The 22,037-nt window shown below is 65.5% G+C and carries 17 protein-coding genes, 1 tRNA gene and 1 riboswitch; of the genes, 9 read left to right on the plus strand and 9 right to left on the minus strand.

Annotation, left to right across the window (positions count from 1 at the left end):
• Positions 1-32 precede the first annotated feature (32 nt).
• The 4 genes from DEA8626_RS01420 to DEA8626_RS01435 form a co-directional block, all read right to left on the minus strand.
• A complete protein-coding gene (locus DEA8626_RS01420) occupies positions 33-2,474 on the minus strand; it encodes a heavy metal translocating P-type ATPase (RefSeq protein WP_245890686.1) in 2,442 nt (813 codons plus the stop codon).
• Positions 2,475-2,565: 91 nt separating this feature from the next.
• A complete protein-coding gene (locus DEA8626_RS01425) occupies positions 2,566-3,777 on the minus strand; it encodes an efflux RND transporter periplasmic adaptor subunit (RefSeq protein WP_108851285.1) in 1,212 nt (403 codons plus the stop codon).
• Between the two features lie 4 nt (positions 3,778-3,781).
• Positions 3,782-6,151: an ABC transporter permease gene (locus DEA8626_RS01430; RefSeq protein ID WP_245890688.1), complete on the minus strand. Its 2,370-nt coding sequence runs from the start codon at positions 6,149-6,151 to the stop codon at positions 3,782-3,784.
• On the minus strand, positions 6,145-6,852 hold the full coding sequence (locus DEA8626_RS01435) for an ABC transporter ATP-binding protein (protein ID WP_108851286.1): 708 nt from the start codon (positions 6,850-6,852) through the stop codon (positions 6,145-6,147). The genes DEA8626_RS01430 and DEA8626_RS01435 overlap by 7 nt, the downstream gene beginning before the upstream one ends.
• 216 nt (positions 6,853-7,068) lie before the next feature.
• On the opposite strand from DEA8626_RS01435, the gene DEA8626_RS01440 reads away from it, so the two are divergent.
• Positions 7,069-7,683, plus strand: a complete 615-nt coding sequence (locus DEA8626_RS01440) for a L,D-transpeptidase (protein WP_108853273.1) — start codon at positions 7,069-7,071, stop codon at positions 7,681-7,683.
• 65 nt (positions 7,684-7,748) lie between these two features.
• Positions 7,749-8,816, plus strand: coding sequence for a tRNA 2-selenouridine(34) synthase MnmH (gene mnmH, locus DEA8626_RS01445; RefSeq protein WP_108851287.1), 1,068 nt, complete (start codon positions 7,749-7,751; stop codon positions 8,814-8,816).
• 31 nt (positions 8,817-8,847) lie between these two features.
• On the opposite strand, the gene selD is transcribed toward mnmH, so the two are convergent.
• Positions 8,848-11,028 (minus strand): selenide, water dikinase SelD, encoded by a 2,181-nt coding sequence (gene selD, locus DEA8626_RS01450; RefSeq protein WP_108851288.1) that lies wholly within the window; start codon positions 11,026-11,028, stop codon positions 8,848-8,850.
• A 120-nt stretch (positions 11,029-11,148) separates the two neighbouring features.
• Between selD and DEA8626_RS01455 the strand changes: the two genes are divergently transcribed.
• The 3 genes from DEA8626_RS01455 (at position 11,149) to DEA8626_RS01465 (ending at position 12,811) form a co-directional block, all read left to right on the plus strand.
• The gene (locus DEA8626_RS01455; RefSeq protein ID WP_108851289.1) at positions 11,149-12,159 is read left to right on the plus strand and encodes an NAD-dependent epimerase/dehydratase family protein; all 1,011 of its coding nucleotides are present in this window, start codon (positions 11,149-11,151) and stop codon (positions 12,157-12,159) included.
• 63 nt (positions 12,160-12,222) lie between these two features.
• Positions 12,223-12,299: transfer RNA gene (locus DEA8626_RS01460), tRNA-Met, on the plus strand.
• An 86-nt stretch (positions 12,300-12,385) separates the two neighbouring features.
• Positions 12,386-12,811 (plus strand): DUF1801 domain-containing protein, encoded by a 426-nt coding sequence (locus DEA8626_RS01465; protein WP_108853274.1) that lies wholly within the window; start codon positions 12,386-12,388, stop codon positions 12,809-12,811.
• A gap of 126 nt (positions 12,812-12,937) precedes the next feature.
• Here DEA8626_RS01465 and DEA8626_RS01470 read toward each other — a convergent pair whose 3' ends face one another.
• Both DEA8626_RS01470 and DEA8626_RS01475 read right to left on the minus strand, forming a co-directional pair.
• Positions 12,938-13,882 carry a 1-phosphofructokinase family hexose kinase gene (locus tag DEA8626_RS01470; protein WP_108851290.1) on the minus strand — a complete coding sequence of 315 codons (945 nt, stop codon included), beginning with the start codon at positions 13,880-13,882 and terminating at the stop codon, positions 12,938-12,940.
• Positions 13,883-13,964: 82 nt separating this feature from the next.
• Positions 13,965-14,372, minus strand: coding sequence for a metallopeptidase family protein (locus DEA8626_RS01475; RefSeq protein ID WP_108851291.1), 408 nt, complete (start codon positions 14,370-14,372; stop codon positions 13,965-13,967).
• A 74-nt stretch (positions 14,373-14,446) separates the two neighbouring features.
• On the opposite strand from DEA8626_RS01475, the gene gltX reads away from it, so the two are divergent.
• On the plus strand, positions 14,447-15,769 hold the full coding sequence (gene gltX, locus DEA8626_RS01480; protein ID WP_108851292.1) for a glutamate--tRNA ligase: 1,323 nt from the start codon (positions 14,447-14,449) through the stop codon (positions 15,767-15,769).
• 15 nt (positions 15,770-15,784) lie between these two features.
• Here gltX and DEA8626_RS01485 read toward each other — a convergent pair whose 3' ends face one another.
• On the minus strand, positions 15,785-16,621 hold the full coding sequence (locus DEA8626_RS01485) for an isocitrate lyase/PEP mutase family protein (RefSeq protein WP_219929149.1): 837 nt from the start codon (positions 16,619-16,621) through the stop codon (positions 15,785-15,787).
• A gap of 84 nt (positions 16,622-16,705) precedes the next feature.
• A complete protein-coding gene (locus DEA8626_RS01490; protein WP_306418084.1) occupies positions 16,706-17,419 on the minus strand; it encodes a gamma-glutamylcyclotransferase family protein in 714 nt (237 codons plus the stop codon).
• Positions 17,389-17,486, plus strand: a riboswitch (glycine riboswitch). It overlaps the preceding gene by 31 nt.
• A gap of 148 nt (positions 17,487-17,634) precedes the next feature.
• Between DEA8626_RS01490 and gcvT the strand changes: the two genes are divergently transcribed.
• Genes gcvT through gcvP form a run of 3 tightly spaced genes read left to right on the plus strand, consistent with a single transcriptional unit; the run spans position 17,635 to position 22,001 of the window.
• Positions 17,635-18,762, plus strand: a complete 1,128-nt coding sequence (gene gcvT / locus DEA8626_RS01495) for a glycine cleavage system aminomethyltransferase GcvT (protein WP_108851294.1) — start codon at positions 17,635-17,637, stop codon at positions 18,760-18,762.
• 18 nt (positions 18,763-18,780) lie between these two features.
• The gene (gene gcvH / locus DEA8626_RS01500; protein ID WP_108851295.1) at positions 18,781-19,140 is read left to right on the plus strand and encodes a glycine cleavage system protein GcvH; all 360 of its coding nucleotides are present in this window, start codon (positions 18,781-18,783) and stop codon (positions 19,138-19,140) included.
• Positions 19,141-19,151: 11 nt separating this feature from the next.
• Positions 19,152-22,001, plus strand: coding sequence for an aminomethyl-transferring glycine dehydrogenase (gcvP, locus tag DEA8626_RS01505; RefSeq protein ID WP_108851296.1), 2,850 nt, complete (start codon positions 19,152-19,154; stop codon positions 21,999-22,001).
• Positions 22,002-22,037 lie beyond the last annotated feature (36 nt).

Below are 22,037 nucleotides of genomic sequence, written 5' to 3' on the forward strand. Positions count from 1 at the left end.
GCGAACGATAGCAGGATTGCAGGGGAGGGAACCTAGACGGCTCGCCGCCACGGCCCCGCGCGGCGCAGCCGGAGCGCATTCGTGACGACGAACACCGACGAAAGCGCCATCGCGCCCGCGGCGAGCATGGGTGACAGCAGCATCCCATTGAGCGGATAGAGCGCACCGGCGGCGACCGGGATCAAGAGGACATTGTAACCGAAGGCCCAGAAGAGGTTCTGCCGGATATTGCGCATCGTCGCGCGCGAGAGGCGGACGGCATCGGCGACCGCGCCCGGATCGCCGGTCATCAGAACGACCTCCGCCGCCTCGATCGCGACGTCGGTGCCGGTGCCCATCGCGATGCCGATATCGGCGGCGGCGAGAGCGGGGGCGTCGTTGATCCCGTCGCCTACGAAGGCGGTCGTCCCCTTCTCGCCGAGCCCGGCGAGCGCCTCGACCTTGCCTTCGGGCAGGACCTCCGCCGCGACATGGTCAATGCCGAGGTCGCGCGCTATCGCCTCGGCCGTCGCGCGTGTGTCGCCGGAGATCATCGCGGTTTTCACACCCATGTCGTGCAGGGCCGCGATGGCCGCCCAGGCGCCCTTTTTTACCGGGTCGGAGACGGCGATCACCGCAGCGAGCGTACCGTCGATCGCGACGTAGATCGGCGTCTTGGCCTCAGCGGCGAGGCGGTCCGCCGTTCCTGCGAGGCCGCCGGGATCGATGCCCGTCTCGCGAAGCGCGTGGGCGTTGCCGATCAGCATGGCCTTGCCGTTCACACGCGCTTTCAGGCCGCGCCCCGCAAGCGCTTCGGCCTCCGATGCCGCGGGTATGGCGAGGTCGCGCGCCTCGACTTCGGCGACGATCGCGCGGGCAAGGGGGTGCTCCGAGCGCGCCTCCGCCGAGGCGGCGAGAGCGAGCACGCTCGCTTCGTCGAACCCATTCACGACCTCGATGTCAGTCAGTCGCGGCGCGCCCTCGGTCAGCGTGCCAGTCTTGTCGAAGGCGACAATCCGGGCCCCGGACAGTCGCTGAAGCGCGTCGCCCCGCCGAAACAGCACGCCGAGTTCGGCGCCGCGCCCGGTGCCGACTAGGATCGACACCGGCGTGGCGAGCCCCATTGCGCAGGGGCAGGCGATGATCAGGACCGAGATCCCCACGACGAGCGCATAGGTGAGCGCGGGCGCGGGGCCGACGATCAGCCAAACGGCAAAGGCCAGAACGGCGAGCGCCATGACCGCCGGGACGAACCAGAGCGTGATCCGGTCGACGAGCGCCTGGACAGGCAGCTTCGCGCCCTGTGCATCGGCGACCATCGCGATGATCCGCGCGAGCACGGTGTCGGCGCCCGTCGCGGTGACGCGATAGGTCAACGCGGACTGGCCGTTCACGGTGCCGCCAGTGACGGTTGTACCCGATTGCTTTTCGACCGGGGCGGGTTCGCCGGTCAGCATGGATTCGTCGATCCAGCCGTGACCTTCGGTGATTGCGCCATCGACGGCGACGCGCTCGCCGGGGGCGAGGCGGACGATGTCGCCGGGCCGAACCGCATCAACCGGGATGTCGACGGCCCTGCCATCCCGCACCACGCGCGCGGTCTCGGGGCGCAGCCCGATGAGCCGGCGGATCGCCTCGCCGGCCCGCCCCTTCGCGCCTGCTTCGAGGAGCCGACCGAGGAGGATCAGCGTCACGATCATCGCAGCGGCCTCGTAGTAAACGCCGCGCGCGGCTTCCGGCAGAAGTCCGGGCGCGAAGGTCGCGGTGGTGGAATAGGTGAACGCCGCGAGGCTGCCGAGCGCCACGAGCGAGTTCATCTCGGGCGCGCCGCGCAGAAGCGCTGGGAGGCCATGCCTGAAGAACAGGAAACCGGGACCGAGGAGAACGGCTGCGGTCAGCACGAACTGGATGCGCCACGAGTTCGCCTCACCCAGGGTCGCCGTGACCCAGTGGTGGAACGCGGGCACCATGTGCGTGCCCATAGCAAGTACGACGACGGGTGCGGCGAGCGCGGCGGAAAGTGCGAACGCGCGGCGCAGCCTGTGAACCTCGTCGACCTGGCGTTCGCCACGCGGCGTATCCGCTTCCGCAGGTCTGGCCTTATATCCCGCGGCCTTGACTGTGTCGGCGAGTGCCCCGGGCGACGACGCTCCGGATGAGTAACGAACATGAGCAGAGCCCGTGACCAGATTGACCTTCGCCTGTTTCACACCAGGCACGGCCTCCAGCGCACGCTCCACCCGGCCTACGCAGGACGCACAGGTCATGCCGTCGATCTCCAGCGCGGCTTCGGTCTCGGCGACGGAATAGCCGGCCCTCTTCAGAGCTTCGGCGAGACGGATCGCATCGGTCTGGTCGGAATGGTCGACCTTTGCCGTACTCTCAAGCAGGTTCACGCTCGCATCCGCGACTCCGGGGACGGCTTTCAGAGCGCGTTCGACCCTGCCGACGCAGGATGCGCAGCTCATGCCTTGGACGGTGAAAATTGCTTGCATCGTGATGGTGACTCCTTCTTCCGGTCCTAAATGCAGATCGGAATAGGAGATTGTCAAAGGGCTTGCAGCCGTTGGTTCTAGGAACTCAGAATCAATTCTTCGGGCGCTCGACAACCGGCACTTTGTCGGCGATTGCGTCGGAGGGATGCAGAATGACCCGGTCGCCGGGTGCGAGCCCATCGGTCACTTCCGCCGCTGTGCCGTTGCGGTGGCCGATTGTGACAGGGGTCAGCGTCGCGATGCCGTCCTCATCGCGGAAGACGACCCAGCCACCGTCGCGGCGAAAGAGCGCCGAGAGCGGCACCTGCAGCACGTCCTCGCCCTGCCAGATCACGATGCGAAGGTAGACGGCGTAGTGATCGCCGAGCCCCTGCCGCGCCTCGGGCGGGCTCGAGATGTCGAAGATTGCGTCGACGCGCTGTTCCTCGATGCCAAGGGCCGAGACCTTGGTGCGCGCGGAGGGCTCGAGGCTGCGAAGTTCCGCCTCAAGCGGATCGGCCCCGCCCCAGCGCTCAACGATGGCGCGGTCGCCGGGCTTCAACCCCACGGCGTCGACGGAAAGGAGATCGGCGACGATTTCAAGATCGTCGATCCGCCCGATCGAGACGAGCGGAGTGCCCGCCGTGACCGGCCCCTCGCTGACGATGTCGACCGACAGCACCGTGCCGGTGATCGGGGCACGAAGCGTGACGCAGCAGCGTTCGCCCGTACCGGCGGCCGCGCCGGGTTCGATCAGCGCCGCACGGGAACGCTGCAGCGCGCTGGTTGACATCGCGACATTCGATCGCGCCGCCTCGCGGGCGGCGAGGCGGATCGAGAGGATCTGGCTCGCATCCTCAAGCTGCGTCTGCGCGGTCACGCCCCGGTCTGCCAGCGTCCGGGCGCGGTTGTACTGGCTCTGCGCATAGGCGAGTTCCTCCTCGGTCTGGCGGAACTGCGCTTCCGCGAGCCGGAGCGCCGCCTCGGCTTCCCTGACCGCGGCCTGGGCCTGTTCGCGCGAGCGCGTGTCGAGAAGCGTGGGCGCCGCCGGCTCGACCACCGCGACCACTGTTTCGCCTTGGGTCACCGGGTCGCCCACCTCGACAGGTGCGCGCCGGGCGGTGCCGGAAATGGGTGCGGAAACCTCGAAGACGTCGCGGATCCGGGTTTCTCCATCCGCATTCACCGTCACCAGCATCGGGCCGCGGGCAAGTTCAGCGATGTCGACCGACACGGGCTCGGTCCGAAAGGCGAGCCAGCCAAGTCCGGCGATCGTGGCAGCGCCGACGACGCCGACGATGTAGTGTCGGGTTTGCAGGGACATGGTTTCACTCCCGTGTTTTCATAACGGCGACGAGGTCAAGCCGGTCGATGCGGCGGCGCACTACCAGCGCGGCGGCCAGGGCCGTGAGAAGTACGATGAGGCTCGCACGAGCGAATGTTGCAGGGCGGATCTCGAAGGGTATGGCGTAAAGATCGCTGTCGATCCCTTGTGTAAAGGCCCAGGCGATGCCCATTCCCGCAAGCCAGCCGAAGGGTTGGGCGAGGACCGCAAGCAGCATCGCCTCGCCGACGAGGATGAAGGACACTTCGCCTCTCGAAAAGCCGAGAATCCGCAGGCTTGCCAGTTCTCGGGCGCGTTCGGACAGCTGAATCCGCGCGCCGTTATAGGTCACGCCCACCGTGATCAGGACGGCGATCACGACATACACGGTTGCTGTGATGTTGATATTTTCCTGAATCGTGTTTTCGAACGACCGGCGCATGTCGGTCAGCATGGCTGTCCCCGCCAGGGCTGGCATGTCCTTCAGCGCCCGGTGGAACTCGGCGCGCCGGTTTTCATCGAGCGTCACGTTGGCAACCGAAACGCGTGGCGCTTGGCGGAGGGCGAGGTTCAGCGTTTCGAAATCCACATAGGCCCCTAGGCCGACATATTGTGAGATCGTGCCGTGCAGAGGCAAAGACAGCGTTTCGCGGCGGCCCGACAGGAAGTCGATCTCCACCGGATCGCCAATCGACAGGTCGAGATTCTCCGCCAGGCGGTCCGCGAGCACGAGCCCGCCGGGTGGCGCGGCCATGACGCGGCCCGCGCCGCCGACAACGCGGGAAAGGTCCGTGTCGGGCCGGCGCGCCTCGAGGCCCACATGCTTCGACAGGTGGCCATTACGCAGTACAACCGGTTCGTTCAACTGACCTTCGATCTGCATCGCCCCGGGAAGGGTGCGGAGTTCGTCGATTGCAATCTCTGGCAGGTCATCGGTGAACATCAGAACGGCATCCTGCCGGTTGGCGAGGCTGAACGTCGTGTCGAGCATTTTGTTCAGCGCATCATCGAAGAAGTTCGCCGCGGCGAGAACGGCGACGGCCATTGCGATTCCAAGCGCGCTCGCCGCCGCGCGGATCGGCCAGCGCGCAATGGAGCGCATGATCATCATCATGGGCTGGGAAAGCCTCAGGCTTTCCATGATCCGGTCGGTGAGGCCGCGCCGGAATCGCGCCGGAGCGGGCGGCTGCATAGCGACCGCGGGCGGCAGCCGCGCGGCGGTGAGCGCGACCCTGAGCGCCCCGAATGCCGCCGAGGCGAGCCCGATCAGGCCCGCGACGGCATAGACCGTCCATGTGCCGCGGAAAATCAGATACGGAAACGAGAAGAAATCCGCGTAGATTCTCGCAAGCCCATGGGCGAGCCAGGCCCCTGCAGCCCAGCCGATCAGAATGCCGACGCTCGCGGTCAATCCAGCGAGCAGCAGGTAATGCATCGCGATCGCGGCGTTCGAATAGCCGAGTGCCTTCAGAAGCCCGATCTCCGCACGTTCCAGCGCGACGATCCGGCCAAGGACCATGTTCACGAGAAATGCCGCAACACCGAAGAAGATCGGCGGAAGCACGATGGTCATGGTCCAGAGCTGAGAGAGTTCGGAGGTCACAAAGCTGTCCGAGATCTGGCGGTCGCGCCCGTAGGCGCCGGTCCCGCCATAGGCTTCCAGAAGCGCGTCAATGCGATCGATCACCTCCGCCTCGTTCGCGCCGGCGTAGAGGCCAATGGTCGCGCTGTTGAACGCGCCCGACATGTCGAAGGCGGCCTGAACGGCGCGTTCGGGCATCCAGATGATCGCGAACCCTTCCTTGTCCGGCATCAGCGCGCCCGGGCCGAGCGCGTAGATAAACTCGGGCGATAAGAGCGTTCCTGTGATCGTCAGCTCGCGCCGCGTGCCGTTCAGGTTGGCGAAGAACCGGTCGCCCGGCCGGTAGCCGTTCGACAGGGCGAAGGGTTCGTTCACCGCGACTTCGCCATTGGCATCGGGGTCGGGAAGGCGCCCGGCGCGCAGGATCGGCACGTTCAGCAGCGGTTCGCCCGAGGCGGGCAGAGAAACGATCTGGCCGACAGCGGTGTCGTCACGGCCCGGCAGGTCAAGCGTCACGAGCCCTTCGGTCCGCGCTTCGGCCGCGCGGACACCGGGAACCGCCGCGATCTCGTGCAGAAGCGAACCGGGTGCGCGGCGGGCCGGTGCCCAAAGATCGGCGAAGCGGTTGCGTTCGTAATAGGCATCGCGGCTGTCCCCCAGCGCCTGATACATGCCGAACGACATCAGGAGCGCCGCCACTCCGCAGGCAAGCACGAGCGCGATCGCCAGTGCCTGCGCCCAGAGGCGGACGAAATCGCGCAGGAGTTTCCGGTCGAGCGCGCGCATCACCATTCGATCTCCGACGGCGCCAGAAGGGTCTCGTTCGTTTCGACTGCGCCGATGCGGCCATCCTGAAAGCGCAGGACGCGGTGGGCCATCTTGCGGATCATCGCATTGTGCGTGATCACAACGGTGGCCGTGCCGAGCTGTTCGTTGACTGTCTTCAGCGCCTCCAGAACCTGCACTCCGGTCTTACTGTCGAGGGCGCCGGTGGGTTCGTCGCAGAGGAGCACGTCGGGCCGTTTGGCGATGGCGCGTGCGATGGCCACGCGTTGTTGTTCCCCGCCTGAAAGCTCCGCCGGAAAGTGATCGAGCCGCGGCTCCAGCCCGACGAGCGCCAGCGCCTCGGCCGGCCGCATGGGATTTCGCGACACATCGGTGACGAGCTGCACATTCTCGCGCGCGGTGAGAGAGGCGACGAGGTTGTAGAACTGGAAGACGAACCCCACGTGATCGCGCCGATAGGCGGTGAGCGCGCGGTCCCCCATCCCCGTCAGCTCCGTGTCACGAAACCAGACATGGCCCGAGGATGCAGCGTCGAGCCCGCCGAGGATGTTCAGGAGCGTGGATTTGCCGGAACCGGACGGGCCGAGAAGCACCGTAAGCTCGCTCTCGTACAAATCGAGATCTACGCCGGCCAGGGCGTGAACCTTGACCTTCCCGGTATCGTAGACCTTGGTCAGGCCGACGGTTCTGAATACGATCTGTGGCATGGCGCGTTCCTTGTGCGCGATCTGACGAAACCTGGCGCACACTGTCCTTGATTTGGCTCAACCGAGAGCCACACTGGTGGAAAAATGAACCGAACGGGGCGTATTTTCGTCAGGTCCGCGACATAATATTAAGGAATCACGGACCGATGTCCGGTATGTTGACGGCTTCCCGGAAAGGTTCCGCTCGCACCGCGACAGTTAGCGATGGAGGAGGCGATGCTCGACCGCCGTAGATTTGCGACCGCCGCGATCGCGACAGCAGCCCTTGGCCTTTCGGGCCGCAGGGCGGATGCGTTCTTGTTCGAGGAAGTGATCAAGCAAGAGCTGCAAATCCCCGAGGGGCCGATTGCGGGCGTGTCGATCGCGCCGGAACTTTACCCGACCGTGGTCCAGGTCAAGCGCAGCTTCGTGCCGGGCTCGATCCATGTGCTGTCCTCGCAGCATTACCTCTATTACATCGCGAGGAAGGGCATCGCGATCCGCTATGGCGTCGCCGTCGGCAGGGCCGAGCTTGTCTATCGCGGGCAGGCCGTTATCGGAAAGAAGGTCGAATGGCCAAGCTGGAAGCCCACGCCCGAAATGATCGAGCGCGATCCCGAGGCCTATGAGAAATACGCTGAAGGCGTGCCGGGCGGACCGGACAACCCCTTGGGCGCGCGTGCAATCTATCTCTACGAGAACGGCCGCGACACGGCGGTCCGGATCCACGGCACGACCGAGCCGAACTCCATCGGCCGCTCGATTTCGAACGGATGCTTGCGCATGGTCAACGACCACGTGATCGATCTTTTCGAACGGGTGGAACTCGGCGCGCCGGTCATGGTCTACTGAGCACGGCCGGCCCGCTGTTGTGCCCGGACCTTCCGGCCCGCGCGCAGCCGGGTTAAGAGAAACGCATGGCGCTTACGCTTACCTCTGTCCGGCAGATCGCCGCGTTGGAATTCGACGACGTGATCGACGTGCGCTCGCCTGCCGAGTTCGCCGAGGACCACCTGCCGGGCGCGATCAACCTGCCCGTGCTGGATGATGCCGAGCGGGCGCGCGTCGGGACCATTTACACGCAGCAGTCGTCCTTTCTTGCCCGGAAGATCGGCGCAGCACTCGTCGCCCGGAACGCGGCGCGCCATCTCGAGGGGCCTCTCGCGGACAAGCCGGGTGGCTGGCGCCCGCTTATCTATTGCTGGCGTGGCGGGCAGCGGTCGAGCTCCTTCGCGACCATTCTTGCGTCAGTTGGATGGCGCGTGGAGCTTTTGGAAGGCGGCTACAAATCATGGCGTCGGCTGGTGGTGGCGGCGCTTCAGAACGAGCCGGTGCCGTCGCCCGCCATCGTGCTCGACGGCAATACCGGCTCGGCCAAAACCGAGCTTCTGGCGCTTCTTGCCCGGCGCGGCGTGCAGACAGTCGACCTCGAAGGCCTCGCCAATCACCGCGGTTCGCTTTTCGGCGAACGGCCCGGCGGTCAGCCGCCCCAAAAGGCGTTCGAGTCCAGGCTGGCGCTTGCGTTCGCGAGTCTCGATCAAGGGCGTCCCGTCGTGGTTGAGGCAGAAAGTTCGCGCGTGGGCGACATCGCACTGCCCAAGCAGCTCTGGGTGGCGATGCGCGCTGCGCCGCGCATCCGTATCGCCGCACCCCGCCCGGAGCGCGCCCGCTACCTTGCGCGGGCCTATGCCGATTTGACCTGCGACAAGTCCCGGCTCGCCGAGATCGTGTCCTGCCTTCGATCTCAGCACTCCGCCGAACGGATCGAGACCTGGCTCGCTGCCGCCGAGGCCGGTGATTTCGTGCGCCTTGCCGATGGGCTGATGGAGGCGCACTACGATCCGCGCTACGATAAGCACCGCGCCCGCGCGACGCCTGCGACCGAGCGGGTGGTGACGACAGACAGCCTCACGCCGGAGGGGCTAGACCGACTGGCCGCGCAGATCGAGGCGGAAATCGGCACACTCAAGCCTGCGGCGGTCTAATTCCTTCACCCGTCTGATGCCCGCTCGCGGATCAGTCCTCGACGGTTACGTAGGGCGGTCCCTCCACTACCTCGCCGATTACGGCTGCAGTCTCGCCGATGTCGTGCAGCTGGCGGACGACATCGAGCGCGACCTCGGATGGCACCGCGGCGAGAAGGCCGCCTGCAGTCTGCGGATCGAAGAGGAGATCGGAGCGCGGCCCCTCAGCCGCGAACATCCGTTCCATCACCGCGCGGTTTGCTGGAAGAAGCGTCGAGTGATGCCCGTCCGCGGAGAGCGCCATCGCTCCAGGCAGAACCGGGATGTGCTGAAGCGAAAGGCGCGCGCCTGTGCCCGAGGCATCGAGAATCGGAAAAAGGTGGCCCGCCAGGCCGAACCCCGTGACGTCCGTCATCGCGTGCGCCTGAGGTGCAAGTAGCCGGGCCGCTGCGCCCTGCGGCCGCGCCATTGAGGCGAGCGCGCCAGTCACGACGCCGCCCGGCGCCGCGCGCGCCATCTCCGCGGCGAGGATCACGCCGGTTCCGAGGGGCTTTGTCAGGATCAGCCAGTCGCCGGGTCGGGCGCCCGACTGCGGGACCGGCTGCTGAGCGGCCAACCCCGTGACCGTGAAGCCCAGGTTGAGTTCTGCTCCGACGCTCGTATGGCCACCCACGATGTCGGCGCCCTCGGCCGTGAAGACGCGGGACGCGGCCTCCATGACCTCCGCCAGCGTGCGCGTCTGAAGCCGGGGTGACATCCGGGGCAGGATGACCTGCGCGAGCGCCGCTTGCGGCCGCGCACCCATCGACCAGACGTCCCCCATCGCGTGAACAGCCGCGATTGTGGCGAATAGCCAGGGATCTTCGGTGAACGCGCGCAGGTGATCAGTGGTGATCACCTGATGACCCTTGCCGTGGGCGAGAATGGCCGCATCGTCGCCCGGGCCGGACAGGACATCTGGCCGCGCCGTCGGAGCAAGTTTGGCCAACGCCTCGCGAAGATCCGCTTGACCCACCTTGGAGCCGCAGCCGCCGCAGAGGGGCTTACCGCCCTGCAGCTCGCCGCGGACACCTGCTGCAATCCGAGCGGGAAGCTCAGGTCGCGTCATTGGAGGCAGGTCGCGGAGCTTCGCCATGAACTTCCGGTCGATCCGGTCCTTCCAGCGCCAGAGCCATGCGCCGTCGAGCGGAAGACCCCATTTGTCGGCGACCGCGCCCTTGAAACCCGTCGAGATGAGTTTCAGGTAGTCGCGTTGCGGGTGGTAACGTCGCATCCGACCGGTCTCCGTCAGCGCGACCTCCAGATTGTGCAGGAGAACGGGGGCCTGCCGCACCGCGAAAACGCCTGCCTTCGGCCGCGGCGCGGCATCGAGATGGGCGATGTCACCCACCGCGAATATCTCGGGGTCGGTGACGCTCTGAAGCGTTGGTCCGACCCGAACGAACCCGTCCTCGAGCGCGAGCCCCGTCCGCCCGAGCCAGCCCTGCGCCCGTGCCGCCGCAGCACCTAGCGTGAAGTCCGATGCAATCTTCCGCCCGTCGGCCAGCCACACGCCGTCCGCCTCCACTGACTCTGCAGGTGCGTTTTCCACCAGCCCGATCCCCGCGCGTTTGAGATGAGACAGAAGCGCCCGCCGCGCTCCCGTGCCGACGAGGGTCAGGGCGCGGCCTTCCTCGATCACCGTGATCTCGGCGCGCGCACCCAGCCGGTGACGCATGGCCAGTGCAAGTTCCACTCCCGCCACGCCGGCTCCGATCACGGCGATCGCGGCCCGCCCGCCCGACGCGGCGCGAGACGCCGCGAAGGTGTCCCAGCGATCGGCGAAGGCGTCGAGCGGCTTGGCGGGCATCGCATGGTCCGCGAAGCCCGGCATGTACGGCATTGTCGAGGAGATTCCGATATCGATCGACGCGACGTCGTAGCCGATAGTCGCGCGCCCTGGCACCTGGACGTGCTTATCGGCGCGGTCGATCCCTGTCGCCCGGCCGAAGATCAGCCGCGCGCCCGCGAACCGCGCGAGCCTGACGAGGTCGATCTGCAACTCCTCGCGCGCATAGTGTCCGGCAACGAAGCCCGGCAGCATGCCCGAATAGGCCGCCGTCGGTTCGGGGTTGATCAGTGTCAGCCGGACGCCGGGCAGGGGCTGCATCCCCCACCTGCGCAGTATCAGCGCATGGGTATGCCCGCCGCCGATGAGTACGAGATCGCGGGTCAGGGGTATGTCCGTCTGCATCGGCGGGTCGCTCCTTTCGCCCCAATCCCTAGCCTGCCGAGCGCAGTTTGGCGATGCCGGGCTTGGCCCGGCGGGTCGGACGGGCTAAGCATCGCCCGGGCGCTCAGGCAGGGAGGGTACATGCGGGTCTACATCACTGGTGCGGCTGGTTTCATCGGCTTCCACCTTGCGCAGCTCCTGATCGAGGAAGGCATCGTCGTCCACGGCATGGACGGGATGACGGACTACTACGACGTTGCGCTGAAACGGGGTCGGCTTTCGGTTCTCAACCAGAAGCCAGGTTTCACCTTCACCGAATGCATGCTCGAGGATCACGACACCCTCCATGCGGACATCGCCCGCTTCCGGCCCGACGTGATCGTGCATCTCGCCGCGCAGGCCGGGGTGCGCTACAGTCTCGAGGCGCCGAGAAGCTACCTCTCCTCGAATATCGACGGCACGTTCAATGTTATGGAGACTGCGCGCGAGCTCGGGCTGAGGCACCTTCTTCTTGCCTCGACCTCATCGGTCTTCGGCGCGAACACCGAAATGCCCTATCGCGAGACCGACAAGGCCGACACCCAGGTTTCGCTTTACGCCGCGACGAAAAAGGCGACGGAGGCGCTCAGCCACGCTTACGCACATCTCTGGTCGATCCCCACGACCTGCTTCCGGTTCTTCACGGTCTATGGCCCATGGGGCCGTCCCGACATGGCGCCCTTCAAGTTCACCAAGGCGATCCTCGCGGGCGAGACGATCGACGTCTACGGTCACGGCAACATGTACCGCGACTTTACCTACGTGACCGATCTCGTCCGCGCGATCCGGTTGCTGATCGACGCCGTGCCCGAACGGCCTTCGTTACAGGGTGACATCGCCGAGGGCGACAGCCTCTCGCCTGTCGCACCCTGGCGCGTGGTCAACATCGGCAACGGCGAGAAGGTCGCGCTGGGCGACTTCATCGCCGCAATCGAGGCCGCGACCGGCAAAACCGCCAGGCGGAACCTGATGGGGATGCAGAAGGGCGACGTGCCCGCGACCTGGGCCGACAATGCGCTCCTCCGGCGGCTGACCGATTACAGCCCCGAGACCAGCATCCGCGACGGTATGGGCGCCTTTGTCGACTGGTATCGCGGCTATTACAGCCTGTAAGCCCGCAGCCTGAGATTCTGCCTTGACGGGGGCTAGGCGCTGGCATACCTACGCGCCGCATGTGGCGAGGTAGCTCAGCTGGTTAGAGCGCGCGACTCATAATCGCGAGGTCGGGAGTTCAAGTCTCCCCCTCGCCACCAAACCCGCCCGTTGTCGCGACCGCACGATTCCATCGCATCTGTTGGCAGTTATGGACAGAGTCTGCGCGCTGGCGCAGTATGACCGCATGTCCAATAAGACCGTTCCCACCGCCGTCCCGGTGACAGACTTCATCGGCGCATTGGAACCTCCGCGCCGCCGCGAGGAGGCCGCACGACTTGACGCCCTGTTCCGCGAGGTGACGGGATTCCGGCCGGTGATGTGGGGACCTTCGATGATCGGCTACGGGCGTTACCACTACCGGTACGAAAGCGGCAGGGAAGGCGATTTCCTCGCTACTGGCTTTTCGCCGAGGAAGGCGGCAATCAGCATCTACATCATGCCGGGCTACGCCGATTTTGGGCACATTCTGAAGGATTTGGGCAAACACCGGATCGGCAAGTCCTGCCTCTATGTCAATAAGCTGGCCGATATCGACGAAGCGGTATTGAATCGGCTGATCCGCGCCGGGCTCGACGATCTCGGGCGGCACTGGGAGGTTGAGCCGACCTGAAAAGCGGCATTGGCGTCTAGGACGATAGTGCCCTGTCCGAAGGCACGGACGTCACTGCGACGGGCGATGTTTTGTCCGGGCCGTCTGATTGATGGTGAGCATTTCGTCAAGTCTGCGGAGCGGCGGTCAGACCTGTGTGACCGTGCAGAACTCCACCAGCCGTTTTACGTCACCAGGGCGGCACAACTCCGTCGCTTCGGTCATGACGGCAGCGCTCGCCGCGGCCATGGCCTCCTGCAGCGCGCGGTCCAGCGGCCGGTCCAGCGCAAGCGCCAGCGTGAACGCGGCGACGAAGCTGTCGCCCGCGCCGACCTTGCTCGAGACGGGAACCTCCGCCGCACGGGCAAAGAGCCGCTTGCCGGCTGTCGCCAGCACCGATCCGTCGGCGCCGCGCGCAACGATCACAATTCGCGCCGCGCCCTGTCGGACGAGGCTCTGCGCGAAGTCCGCGCTGTCCCTGCGTGACTTAAGCGGAGTGCCCGCCAGAACTTCGGCCTCTGCCTCGTCCATGCGCAACACATGGACCGGCGCTTCGGGTCGAGCGGCCTGATCGAGCGTGGGGCCCGACGTGTCGAGGATAAGTCGTCCGCCGTTTGGCGCAAGCGCGCGCGACAATCGCGCGGGAGCATCGTGCGACAGGCCGGGCGGGAGACTGCCGGACATGACGACGAGCGAATCCGTCGACGCAGCGTCAACGACGGCGGAGATAGCCGCTGCGCCCTCAGCTTCGGACCAGGTCGAACCGGGGAGCACGAAGCGGTATTGTCCACCCGTCTCGCGGTCGGTGACCGACAGGCTTTCCCGCGTTTCACCGGGGGCGGCGTGGGTGCGGGTCCGGACGCCTTCGCGCGCAAGCGCATGCGCCAGCCGTTTGCCCGTCGCACCGCCGAGCGCCACGAAGGCGAGGCTGTCGCCGCCGAGGCGCGCGATGACGCGACTAACGTTGATCCCCCCGCCGCCCGGATCGATGCGCGGCACATCGCAGCGCAGCTTCGGACCGGGACGGACGCGTTCGGTCGAAGTCGCAAGATCGAGCGCGGGGTTGAGCGTGACGGTTAGGATCGGGGTCATGGCTTCTCCGGCGATGGCCCGACCCTGACCGGAAAGCCTAGCCCGGACAAGGGGCGGCAGGCGGCTTTGAGCCCTTGGGCCTTCACTCCCACCAGCGGTCGATCTCGGCGATTTGCTCGTCGGTCCAGCCGAAATGGTGGGCGAGTTCGTGGATAGTCACGTGTGCGACGAGCTGGCCGAGCGTGACTTCGCCGCGTTCCGCCCATTCGTCGAGGATCGGGCGGCGGAACAGCCAGATCGTATCCGGCCGGTCCGCGACATCCATCACCGATTTTTCGGTGAGCGGAATGCCGTCGTAGAGTCCGGTCAATTCGAAAGCGTTCTCGATGTTCATGTCATCGAGTACCTCCTCCGGCGCGAAGTCCTCGATGCGCAGCAGGACTGCGCGGGCCGCTGCCGCGAACTGGGGAGGCAGGTCTTCGATCGTTGCCCGCGCCATGCGTTCGATCGTTTCGAGATCGGGCGCGGCGCGCCCCAGCCAGTCGTTCATACGGGTCTCCTTGCCACCCCCATATGGACAAAATGTGCGTCCTGTGAAAGAGGGGGCCCGACAGGAGATTTCCGATGACCGTGACCCGTTTTGCCCCGTCGCCCACTGGCTACATCCACGTGGGCAACCTGCGCACCGCGTTGATGAACTACCTGATCGCCCGCAAGGCCGGCGGCACGTTCATCCTGCGGCTCGACGACACTGACAAGGAACGCTCGAAGCAGGAATACGTCGACGGGATCAAGGAGGACCTCGACTGGCTCGGGCTCCATTGGGACCGGATCGAGCGGCAATCGGATCGGCTCGGCCGCTACGGCGAGGTCGCAGACAAGCTGCGCGGATCGGGGCATCTCTACGAGGTCTTCGAGACGCCAACGGAGCTGGACCTGAAGCGCAAGAAGCTTCTGAACATGGGTCGCCCGCCGGTCTATGATCGTGCCGGGCTTGCTTTGTCGGAGGCGGAGAAGGAGAAGCTGAGAGCCGGGCGCGATGGCTACTGGCGCTTTAAACTGGACCAGGAGCGCACCGAGTGGACAGACGGCATTCTGGGCGACGTATCGATCGACTCGGCCTCGGTATCGGACCCGGTCTTGATCCGTGCGGACGGGCAGGTGCTTTACACTTTCGCCTCCTCGGTCGACGACATCGACATGGGGATCACGCATGTCGTTCGCGGATCGGACCATGTGACGAACACCGCGACCCAGATCCAGATCATGAACGCCATCGGCGGCCCGCCGCCTGCATTCGCGCATCACTCGCTCTTGACCGGCCCGCAGGGCGAGGGGCTGTCGAAGCGGTTGGGCACGCTGTCTTTGCGCGACCTGCGCGCGAAAGGCGTTGCCAAGGAGGCGCTCTTGAGCCTAATGGCGCGCCTCGGCTCCTCGCAGCCGGTGGAGTTGAAGATGTCGCTCGACGAGATCGCCGAGGGTTTCGAGATCGGCCAGTTCGGCTCCGCCCCGACGAAGTTCGATGCCGAGGACCTTTGGCCGCTGACCCGCGCGCGCAATCAGGCGCTGCCGTTCGAGGCTGTGAGGGAGCGGGTCGCCGCGCTTGGAGTGCCGACTGAAATGGCCGAACGGTTCTGGCAGGTGGCCTCGCAGAACATAACGACGCTCGACGATCTCGGCCACTGGTGGGAAGTCTGCCGGGACGGTGCGGAGCCGGTCGTCGCTCCGGAAGATGCCGAGTTCGTGCGCGACGCGATGGCTCTCTTGTCAGAGCCGCCCTTTACCGATGCGACCTGGGGTGCCTGGACGCAGGCGGTGAAGGAAAAGACTGGGCGGAAGGGCAAGGGCCTCTTCATGCCGCTCCGGCTTGCGCTGACGGGACAGGCGCAAGGACCCGAGATGGCGGAACTGATGCCGTTGCTTCAGAAGGTGCGGGCGAACGGCTGAAGAGGCGGTCGCGGGCTACCGCCGATGCTCCGGCCTCTCGCTGGACATCAGGGCCCGGATGGTGGCGTCGGGCACTGCATCGGCCGCGTAGTCGAATGTTCCGTCCTCAAATACCTCGCGTGCGGCGCGGATGACCGCGCCAAGCGCCGCGCGGGCGAACGAGCCGCCGATGCTGATCCGTTTCACGCCCGCTTCCGACAGTTCCGCGACCGAGTAGCGCTTGCCCTGCAGCCCCATGAGGACGTTGACCGGCTTGTCGAGTTCCCGGCAGACGGTCCGGATCGCGTCGATATCCGGCAGACCGGGCGCATAGAGGACATCCGCGCCGGCCTCGGAGAAGGCTTGAAGCCGCTTTACCGTGTCCTTCAGATCGGGATTTCCGCAGATGAAGTTCTCGGCGCGCGCGGTCAGGACGAAACGCTGGTCCCGCGCCGCCTCGGCCGCCGCGGCGACGCATGCGACGGCGGCGCCGAACTCTCTGATCGGACGGTCGGCGTCGCCCGTGGCATCTTCGATCGAACCGCCGACGAGCCCTCGCGCGACAGCTTGCCGGATCGTCACCGCACAGTCTTGGGGCCGCGCGCCGAATCCGTCCTCTAGATCGGCGGAAACGGGAAGGTCGGTGGCCTTGGCGATGGCTTCGGCGTTGTCGAGGATTTCGGCCCGGGTCAATCCGCCTTCGGAATCCCGGCGGCCGGTCGCGAACGCGTATCCCGCGCTTGTTGTGGCAATCGCGGAAAAGCCGATCGAGGCGAGAATGCGTGCCGTTCCTGCGTCCCAGGCGTTCGGCATGATGAACGCGACGTTCGAGTGGTGGAGCGCGCGGAACAGGTCGTGCTTCTTCTGCTGCATTGAGTGCATCGCTTGCGTCATTCGAGTCCGGTCAGATGCAGGCTATCGCAAGTCGGACGCGAAGGGCGAGAATTCCTGTGCGCTTCAGCCGCGGCGCCGCGCAAGACCCAGCGCCTCGGCATGGCCGTCCGTCAAGGCCCGCTCGCTCGCTGTCGCTCGCTGGTGCCGGGAATAGATCGGCTCTTCGCGGTCGTCGAGGAGCGCGGTCCAGCTTGTCGTCGTCGCGAAGAACCGGGCGACGCCGGCTTCGCCGAATTCCCGCAGGAAGCCTTGAACGACGGTGTCGAGATAGCTGAGCAGGATCGGATGCACGGCGGCTTTGGCCGCGTTGACTTCGTCCACCGCATAGATCTCGACCCGGTCGGCCCAGCCCGGCGAAGAGGTGATGTGTTCGTGCGCGAGCGTATGGCGGCGATAGGCCGCCTCGCGCTGGTCGAGCAGCGCCCAGTCGTCACCGGGCACTGCGGCGACGAGGCCCTCGATTTCGCTTTCCGCGGGCTCTGCCGAAAGATAAGGCCAGGGGCGGAGCCTGGTATGCCGCCATGTGCGGCGCCAACCCCTGAGCAGCGCCGGTTCCCCCGGCGCGTAGTCATGGGTCGCCCGGTTCACGAGCGAGCCGTATCCGAAAAAAGCGGGATGCCGTGGATCGGCCATGCGGCATGTGTGGCCGAGCTGGCGTCCCAGCGCAAGGGGACGGAAGCGGTGCAGGCTCCGTATCCCGTCGTATACCCTCTTGCCAGCGGAGGTCCCGATCGGGTAACCAAACCCGGTCAGGTCCGGGAGAATCCGGCGGGTCACAACCTCGCCGGTGCCGAAGGAGCAACCGCCCCGGTAAACTCTCAGGCGCAAGGACCGGCTTGGCAGTGGAACTCTGGAGAGACCCCGAACTAGATCCGGGGCGCCGAAGGGATAGCGATCTCAGGCGGAAGGACAGAGGGGGCATCGGTTTGAGTGGTCTTGACCGCTCGGTGCGATGCCGGACAGCATGAACCGGCGTAATGATGGAGGACGGCATGGCCGACCTGAAACGTACGGTTCTATACGATCTTCACGTCGAGCTGGGTGGCAAGATGGTGCCCTTCGCGGGATACGAGATGCCTGTGCAGTACCCAATGGGCGTAATGAAGGAGCATCTCTTCACGCGCAAACATGCCGGGCTATTCGACGTAAGCCATATGGGGCAAATTCTTCTGACTGCGCGGTCCGGACGTGTCGAGGACGCAGCGCTGGCACTCGAAAAGTTGGTGCCTGTCGATGTCCTGGGCCTTCACGAAGGCCGCCAGCGCTACGCACTTTTCACGAACGAGCGGGGCGGCATTCTCGACGACCTGATGGTCGCCAATCGCGGAGATCACCTTTTGCTTGTCGTCAACGCCGCCCGCAAGGAGGCGGATCTCGTGCACCTTAAGGCGCAACTCGGCGATGAATGCGATATCGGCATGGTCGAAGACAGGGCGCTGGTCGCGCTGCAGGGGCCGGATGCCGAGAAAGCGCTCGCGCGGCTCGTGCCGGACGTGGTCGAGATGCGCTTCATGGACGCAGGTATCCGCCATTGGGATACTGCGGAGTTGTGGATTTCGCGGTCTGGCTACACCGGCGAGGATGGTTTCGAGATTTCGGTTCCCAACAGGTTCGCCGAAACTTTCGTCCGCACGCTCGTAGACATGAACGAAGTCGCGCCAGTCGGGCTTGGCGCGCGCGACTCGCTGCGGCTTGAAGCCGGGATGTGCCTTTATGGCCATGACATCGACGAGACGACCTCGCCGGTGGAAGGCAACCTTGCCTGGGCGATCCAGAAGGCGCGGCGCGCAGGCGGCGCGCGGGAGGGCGGTTTTCCCGGCGCGGCGCGCATCCTGAAAGAAATGGCCGATGGGCCGTCGCGCCGCCGCGTGGGGCTGCGCCCGGAGGGCCGCGCGCCGATGCGGGAGGGCACCGAAGTCTTTGCCGGCGCGGAGGGCGGCGAGCCCATCGGCACGATCACATCGGGCGGCTACGGGCCAACGATCGAGGCACCGATGGCGATGGCCTATCTGCCGTCCGACATGACCGAAGACCGGACGGTCTACGGCGAAGTGCGCGGCAAGCGCCTGCCCGCAGTCATCGCGGCAATGCCTTTCCAGCTCAATCGTTACAAGCGCTAACCAACAGGGAAGAGACCGATGAAATACACTGAAGACCATGAATGGCTCCGCGTCGAAGGCGATCACGTCGTGGTGGGGATCACCGAGCACGCCTCCGAGCAGCTTGGCGACGTTGTCTTCGTCGAACTGCCCGATGCCGGCAGGGGCGTTTCCAAGGGTGAGGAAATTGTGGTGATCGAGAGCGTCAAGGCCGCCTCGGACATCCTTGCGCCGCTGGACGGCGAGATCGTCGAGGTGAATCAGGACATCGTCGACAATCCCGGAATGGTCAACGAGGATCCGACCGGCAAGGCGTGGTTCTTCAAGATGAAGTTGGCCGATATGTCCGCGCTCGACGGGCTGATGGACGAGGCGGCCTACAAGGAAATGATCGGATAAGGACGCGAAAGATGCCCTTCACCCCCACTGGTTACCTGCCCTACGACTTCGCCAACCGCCGCCACATCGGCCCGTCTCCGGTAGAGATGGAGGAGATGTTCAAGGTGCTGGGGGTGAAGGACCTCGACGAGTTGATCGACCAGACCGTGCCTAAATCACTGAGGCAGGACAAGCCGCTGGACTTCGGCAAGGCCAAGTCAGAGCGCGAGCTTCTGTGGTTCATGCGCCAGGTCGCCAAGCAGAACAAGGTCTTCACTTCGATGATCGGGCAGGGCTTCTACGGCACGGTCTGCCCGCCCGCGATACAGCGCAATATCCTTGAGAATCCGGCGTGGTACACCGCCTACACGCCTTATCAGCCGGAAATCAGTCAAGGCCGACTAGAAGCGCTCTTGAACTACCAGACAATGGTTTGCGACCTCACGGGGCTCGAGATCGCCAACGCGTCGCTACTCGACGAGGCGACGGCGGCCGCCGAGGCCATGACCATGGCGCAGCGCGTGGCCAAGTCGAAAGCCAAAGCCTTCTTCATCGACGAAAACTGCCATCCGCAGAATATCGAGGTGATGAAGACACGCGCCGCTCCTCTGGGGATCGAGATCATCATCGGCGATCCGGATAAGCTCGAGGCCGACAATGTCTTCGGCGCGATCTTCCAGTATCCCGGCACCTACGGCCATCTGATCGATTTCACGCCGCATATCGCGAAGCTGCACGAAGCCGATGCCGTTGGCATCATGATTGCTGACATCATGGCTCTGACCTTGTTGAAGGAGCCGGGCGCGATGGGGGCCGATATCGCGGTCGGCTCCACCCAGCGTTTCGGGGTGCCGATGGGCTTTGGCGGGCCGTCGGCCGCCTACATGGCCTGCAAGGACGCGCATAAGCGCAACATGCCGGGCCGGATCGTCGGCGTGTCGATCGACGCACAGGGCGGGCAGGCGTATCGCCTGAGCCTGCAGACCCGCGAACAGCATATCCGCCGCGAAAAGGCGACGTCGAACGTCTGCACTGCGCAGGCGCTTCTGGCCAACATGGCCTCATTCTATGCTGTGTATCACGGGCCGGAGGGGCTGCGCGCCATCGGCCAGCGCATCCACCGCAAAACCGTGCGGGTCGCGCGGGGGCTGGAGGCCGCAGGCTACAAGGTCGAGCCCGAGAATTTCTTCGACACCATCACCGTCGATGTCGGCCCGATGCAGGGTGCGATCCTGAAGGCGGCGCAGGACGAACGCATCAACCTGCGCAAGATCGGCAAGACCAGGGTCGGCATCTCGATTGACGAGACCACCCGGCGGCTGACCATCGAACGGCTCTGGCGCGCTTTCGGGATCGACCAGAAGGATGACGATCTCAAGCACCATTTCAATGTCCCCGATGCGCTGGTGCGTAGCTCAGACTATCTCACCCACTCAATCTTCCACCTGAACCGGGCTGAGACCGAGATGATGCGCTACATGCGCCGTCTCGCCGACCGCGACCTCGCTTTGGACCGCGCCATGATCCCGTTGGGCTCGTGCACGATGAAGCTGAACGCCGCAGCCGAGATGATGCCGATCACCTGGCCCGAATTCGCCAACCTCCATCCCTTCGCGCCGGCCGACCAGACCGAAGGCTATGCCGAGATGTTCAAGGATCTGAGCGAAAAGCTCTGCACCATCACCGGCTATGATGCGATGAGCCTGCAGCCGAATTCCGGCGCGCAGGGCGAATATGCCGGCCTTCTGACCATTCAGGCCTATCACCGGGCCATGGGGCAGGGAGAGCGCGACGTCTGCCTCATCCCGGTCTCGGCGCATGGCACCAACCCGGCCTCGGCGCAGATGGTGGGGCTGAAAGTCGTCGTTGTGAAATCGGCGGAGAACGGCGATATCGACCTCGACGATTTTCGCGCCAAGGCGGAAGCTGCGGGCGACGCGCTCGCCGCCTGCATGATCACCTATCCCTCGACCCACGGCGTCTTCGAGGAGACGGTGCGCGAGGTCTGCAAGATCACCCATGACCATGGCGGGCAGGTCTATATCGACGGCGCCAACATGAACGCGATGGTTGGCCTCGTGCGGCCGGGCGATCTCGGCGGCGACGTGAGCCACCTGAACCTGCACAAGACCTTCTGCATCCCGCATGGCGGAGGTGGGCCGGGCATGGGACCGATCGGCGTGAAGGCGCATCTCGCGCCGCATCTGCCCGGCCATCCCGAGACCGGCGGAGAAGAGGGGCCGGTGTCGTCCGCGCCGTGGGGATCGGCGTCGATCCTACCGATCTCCTGGGCCTACATCCTGATGATGGGCGGGCCGGGACTGACGCAGGCGACGAAGGTCGCGATCCTCAACGCCAACTACATCGCGAAGCGCCTTGAAGGCGCCTACGGTATTCTGTTCAATGGCCGGAACGGGCGTGTGGCGCATGAATGCATCCTCGACACCCGACCCTTCGCCGAGAGCGCGGGCATAACTGTCGACGACATCGCCAAGCGGCTGATCGACAACGGCTTCCACGCGCCCACGATGAGCTGGCCTGTGGCCGGAACGCTAATGGTGGAGCCAACCGAATCGGAGACCAAGGCTGAGCTCGACCGCTTTGTCACCGCGATGCTGTCGATCCGCGAAGAGATTGCGGCAATCGAGCGGGGCGAGATAGATCCAGAGAACAACCCGCTGAAACACTCGCCCCATACGGTCAACGCATTGATCGGGGAGTGGGACCGACCCTATACGCGCGAGGAGGGCTGCTTCCCACCAGGCGCGTTCCGGGTGGATAAGTACTGGCCACCGGTCGGCCGGGTGGACAATGTCTATGGCGACAGACATCTCGTCTGCATCTGCCCACCGGTCGAGAGTTACGCCGACGCGGCGGAATGAGTCGCGCGGAGGTGTCCGCGCACCGTCCAGAACAGC

The organism is Defluviimonas aquaemixtae (assembly GCF_900302475.1).
Taxonomy (GTDB): Bacteria; Pseudomonadota; Alphaproteobacteria; order Rhodobacterales; family Rhodobacteraceae; genus Albidovulum; species Albidovulum aquaemixtae.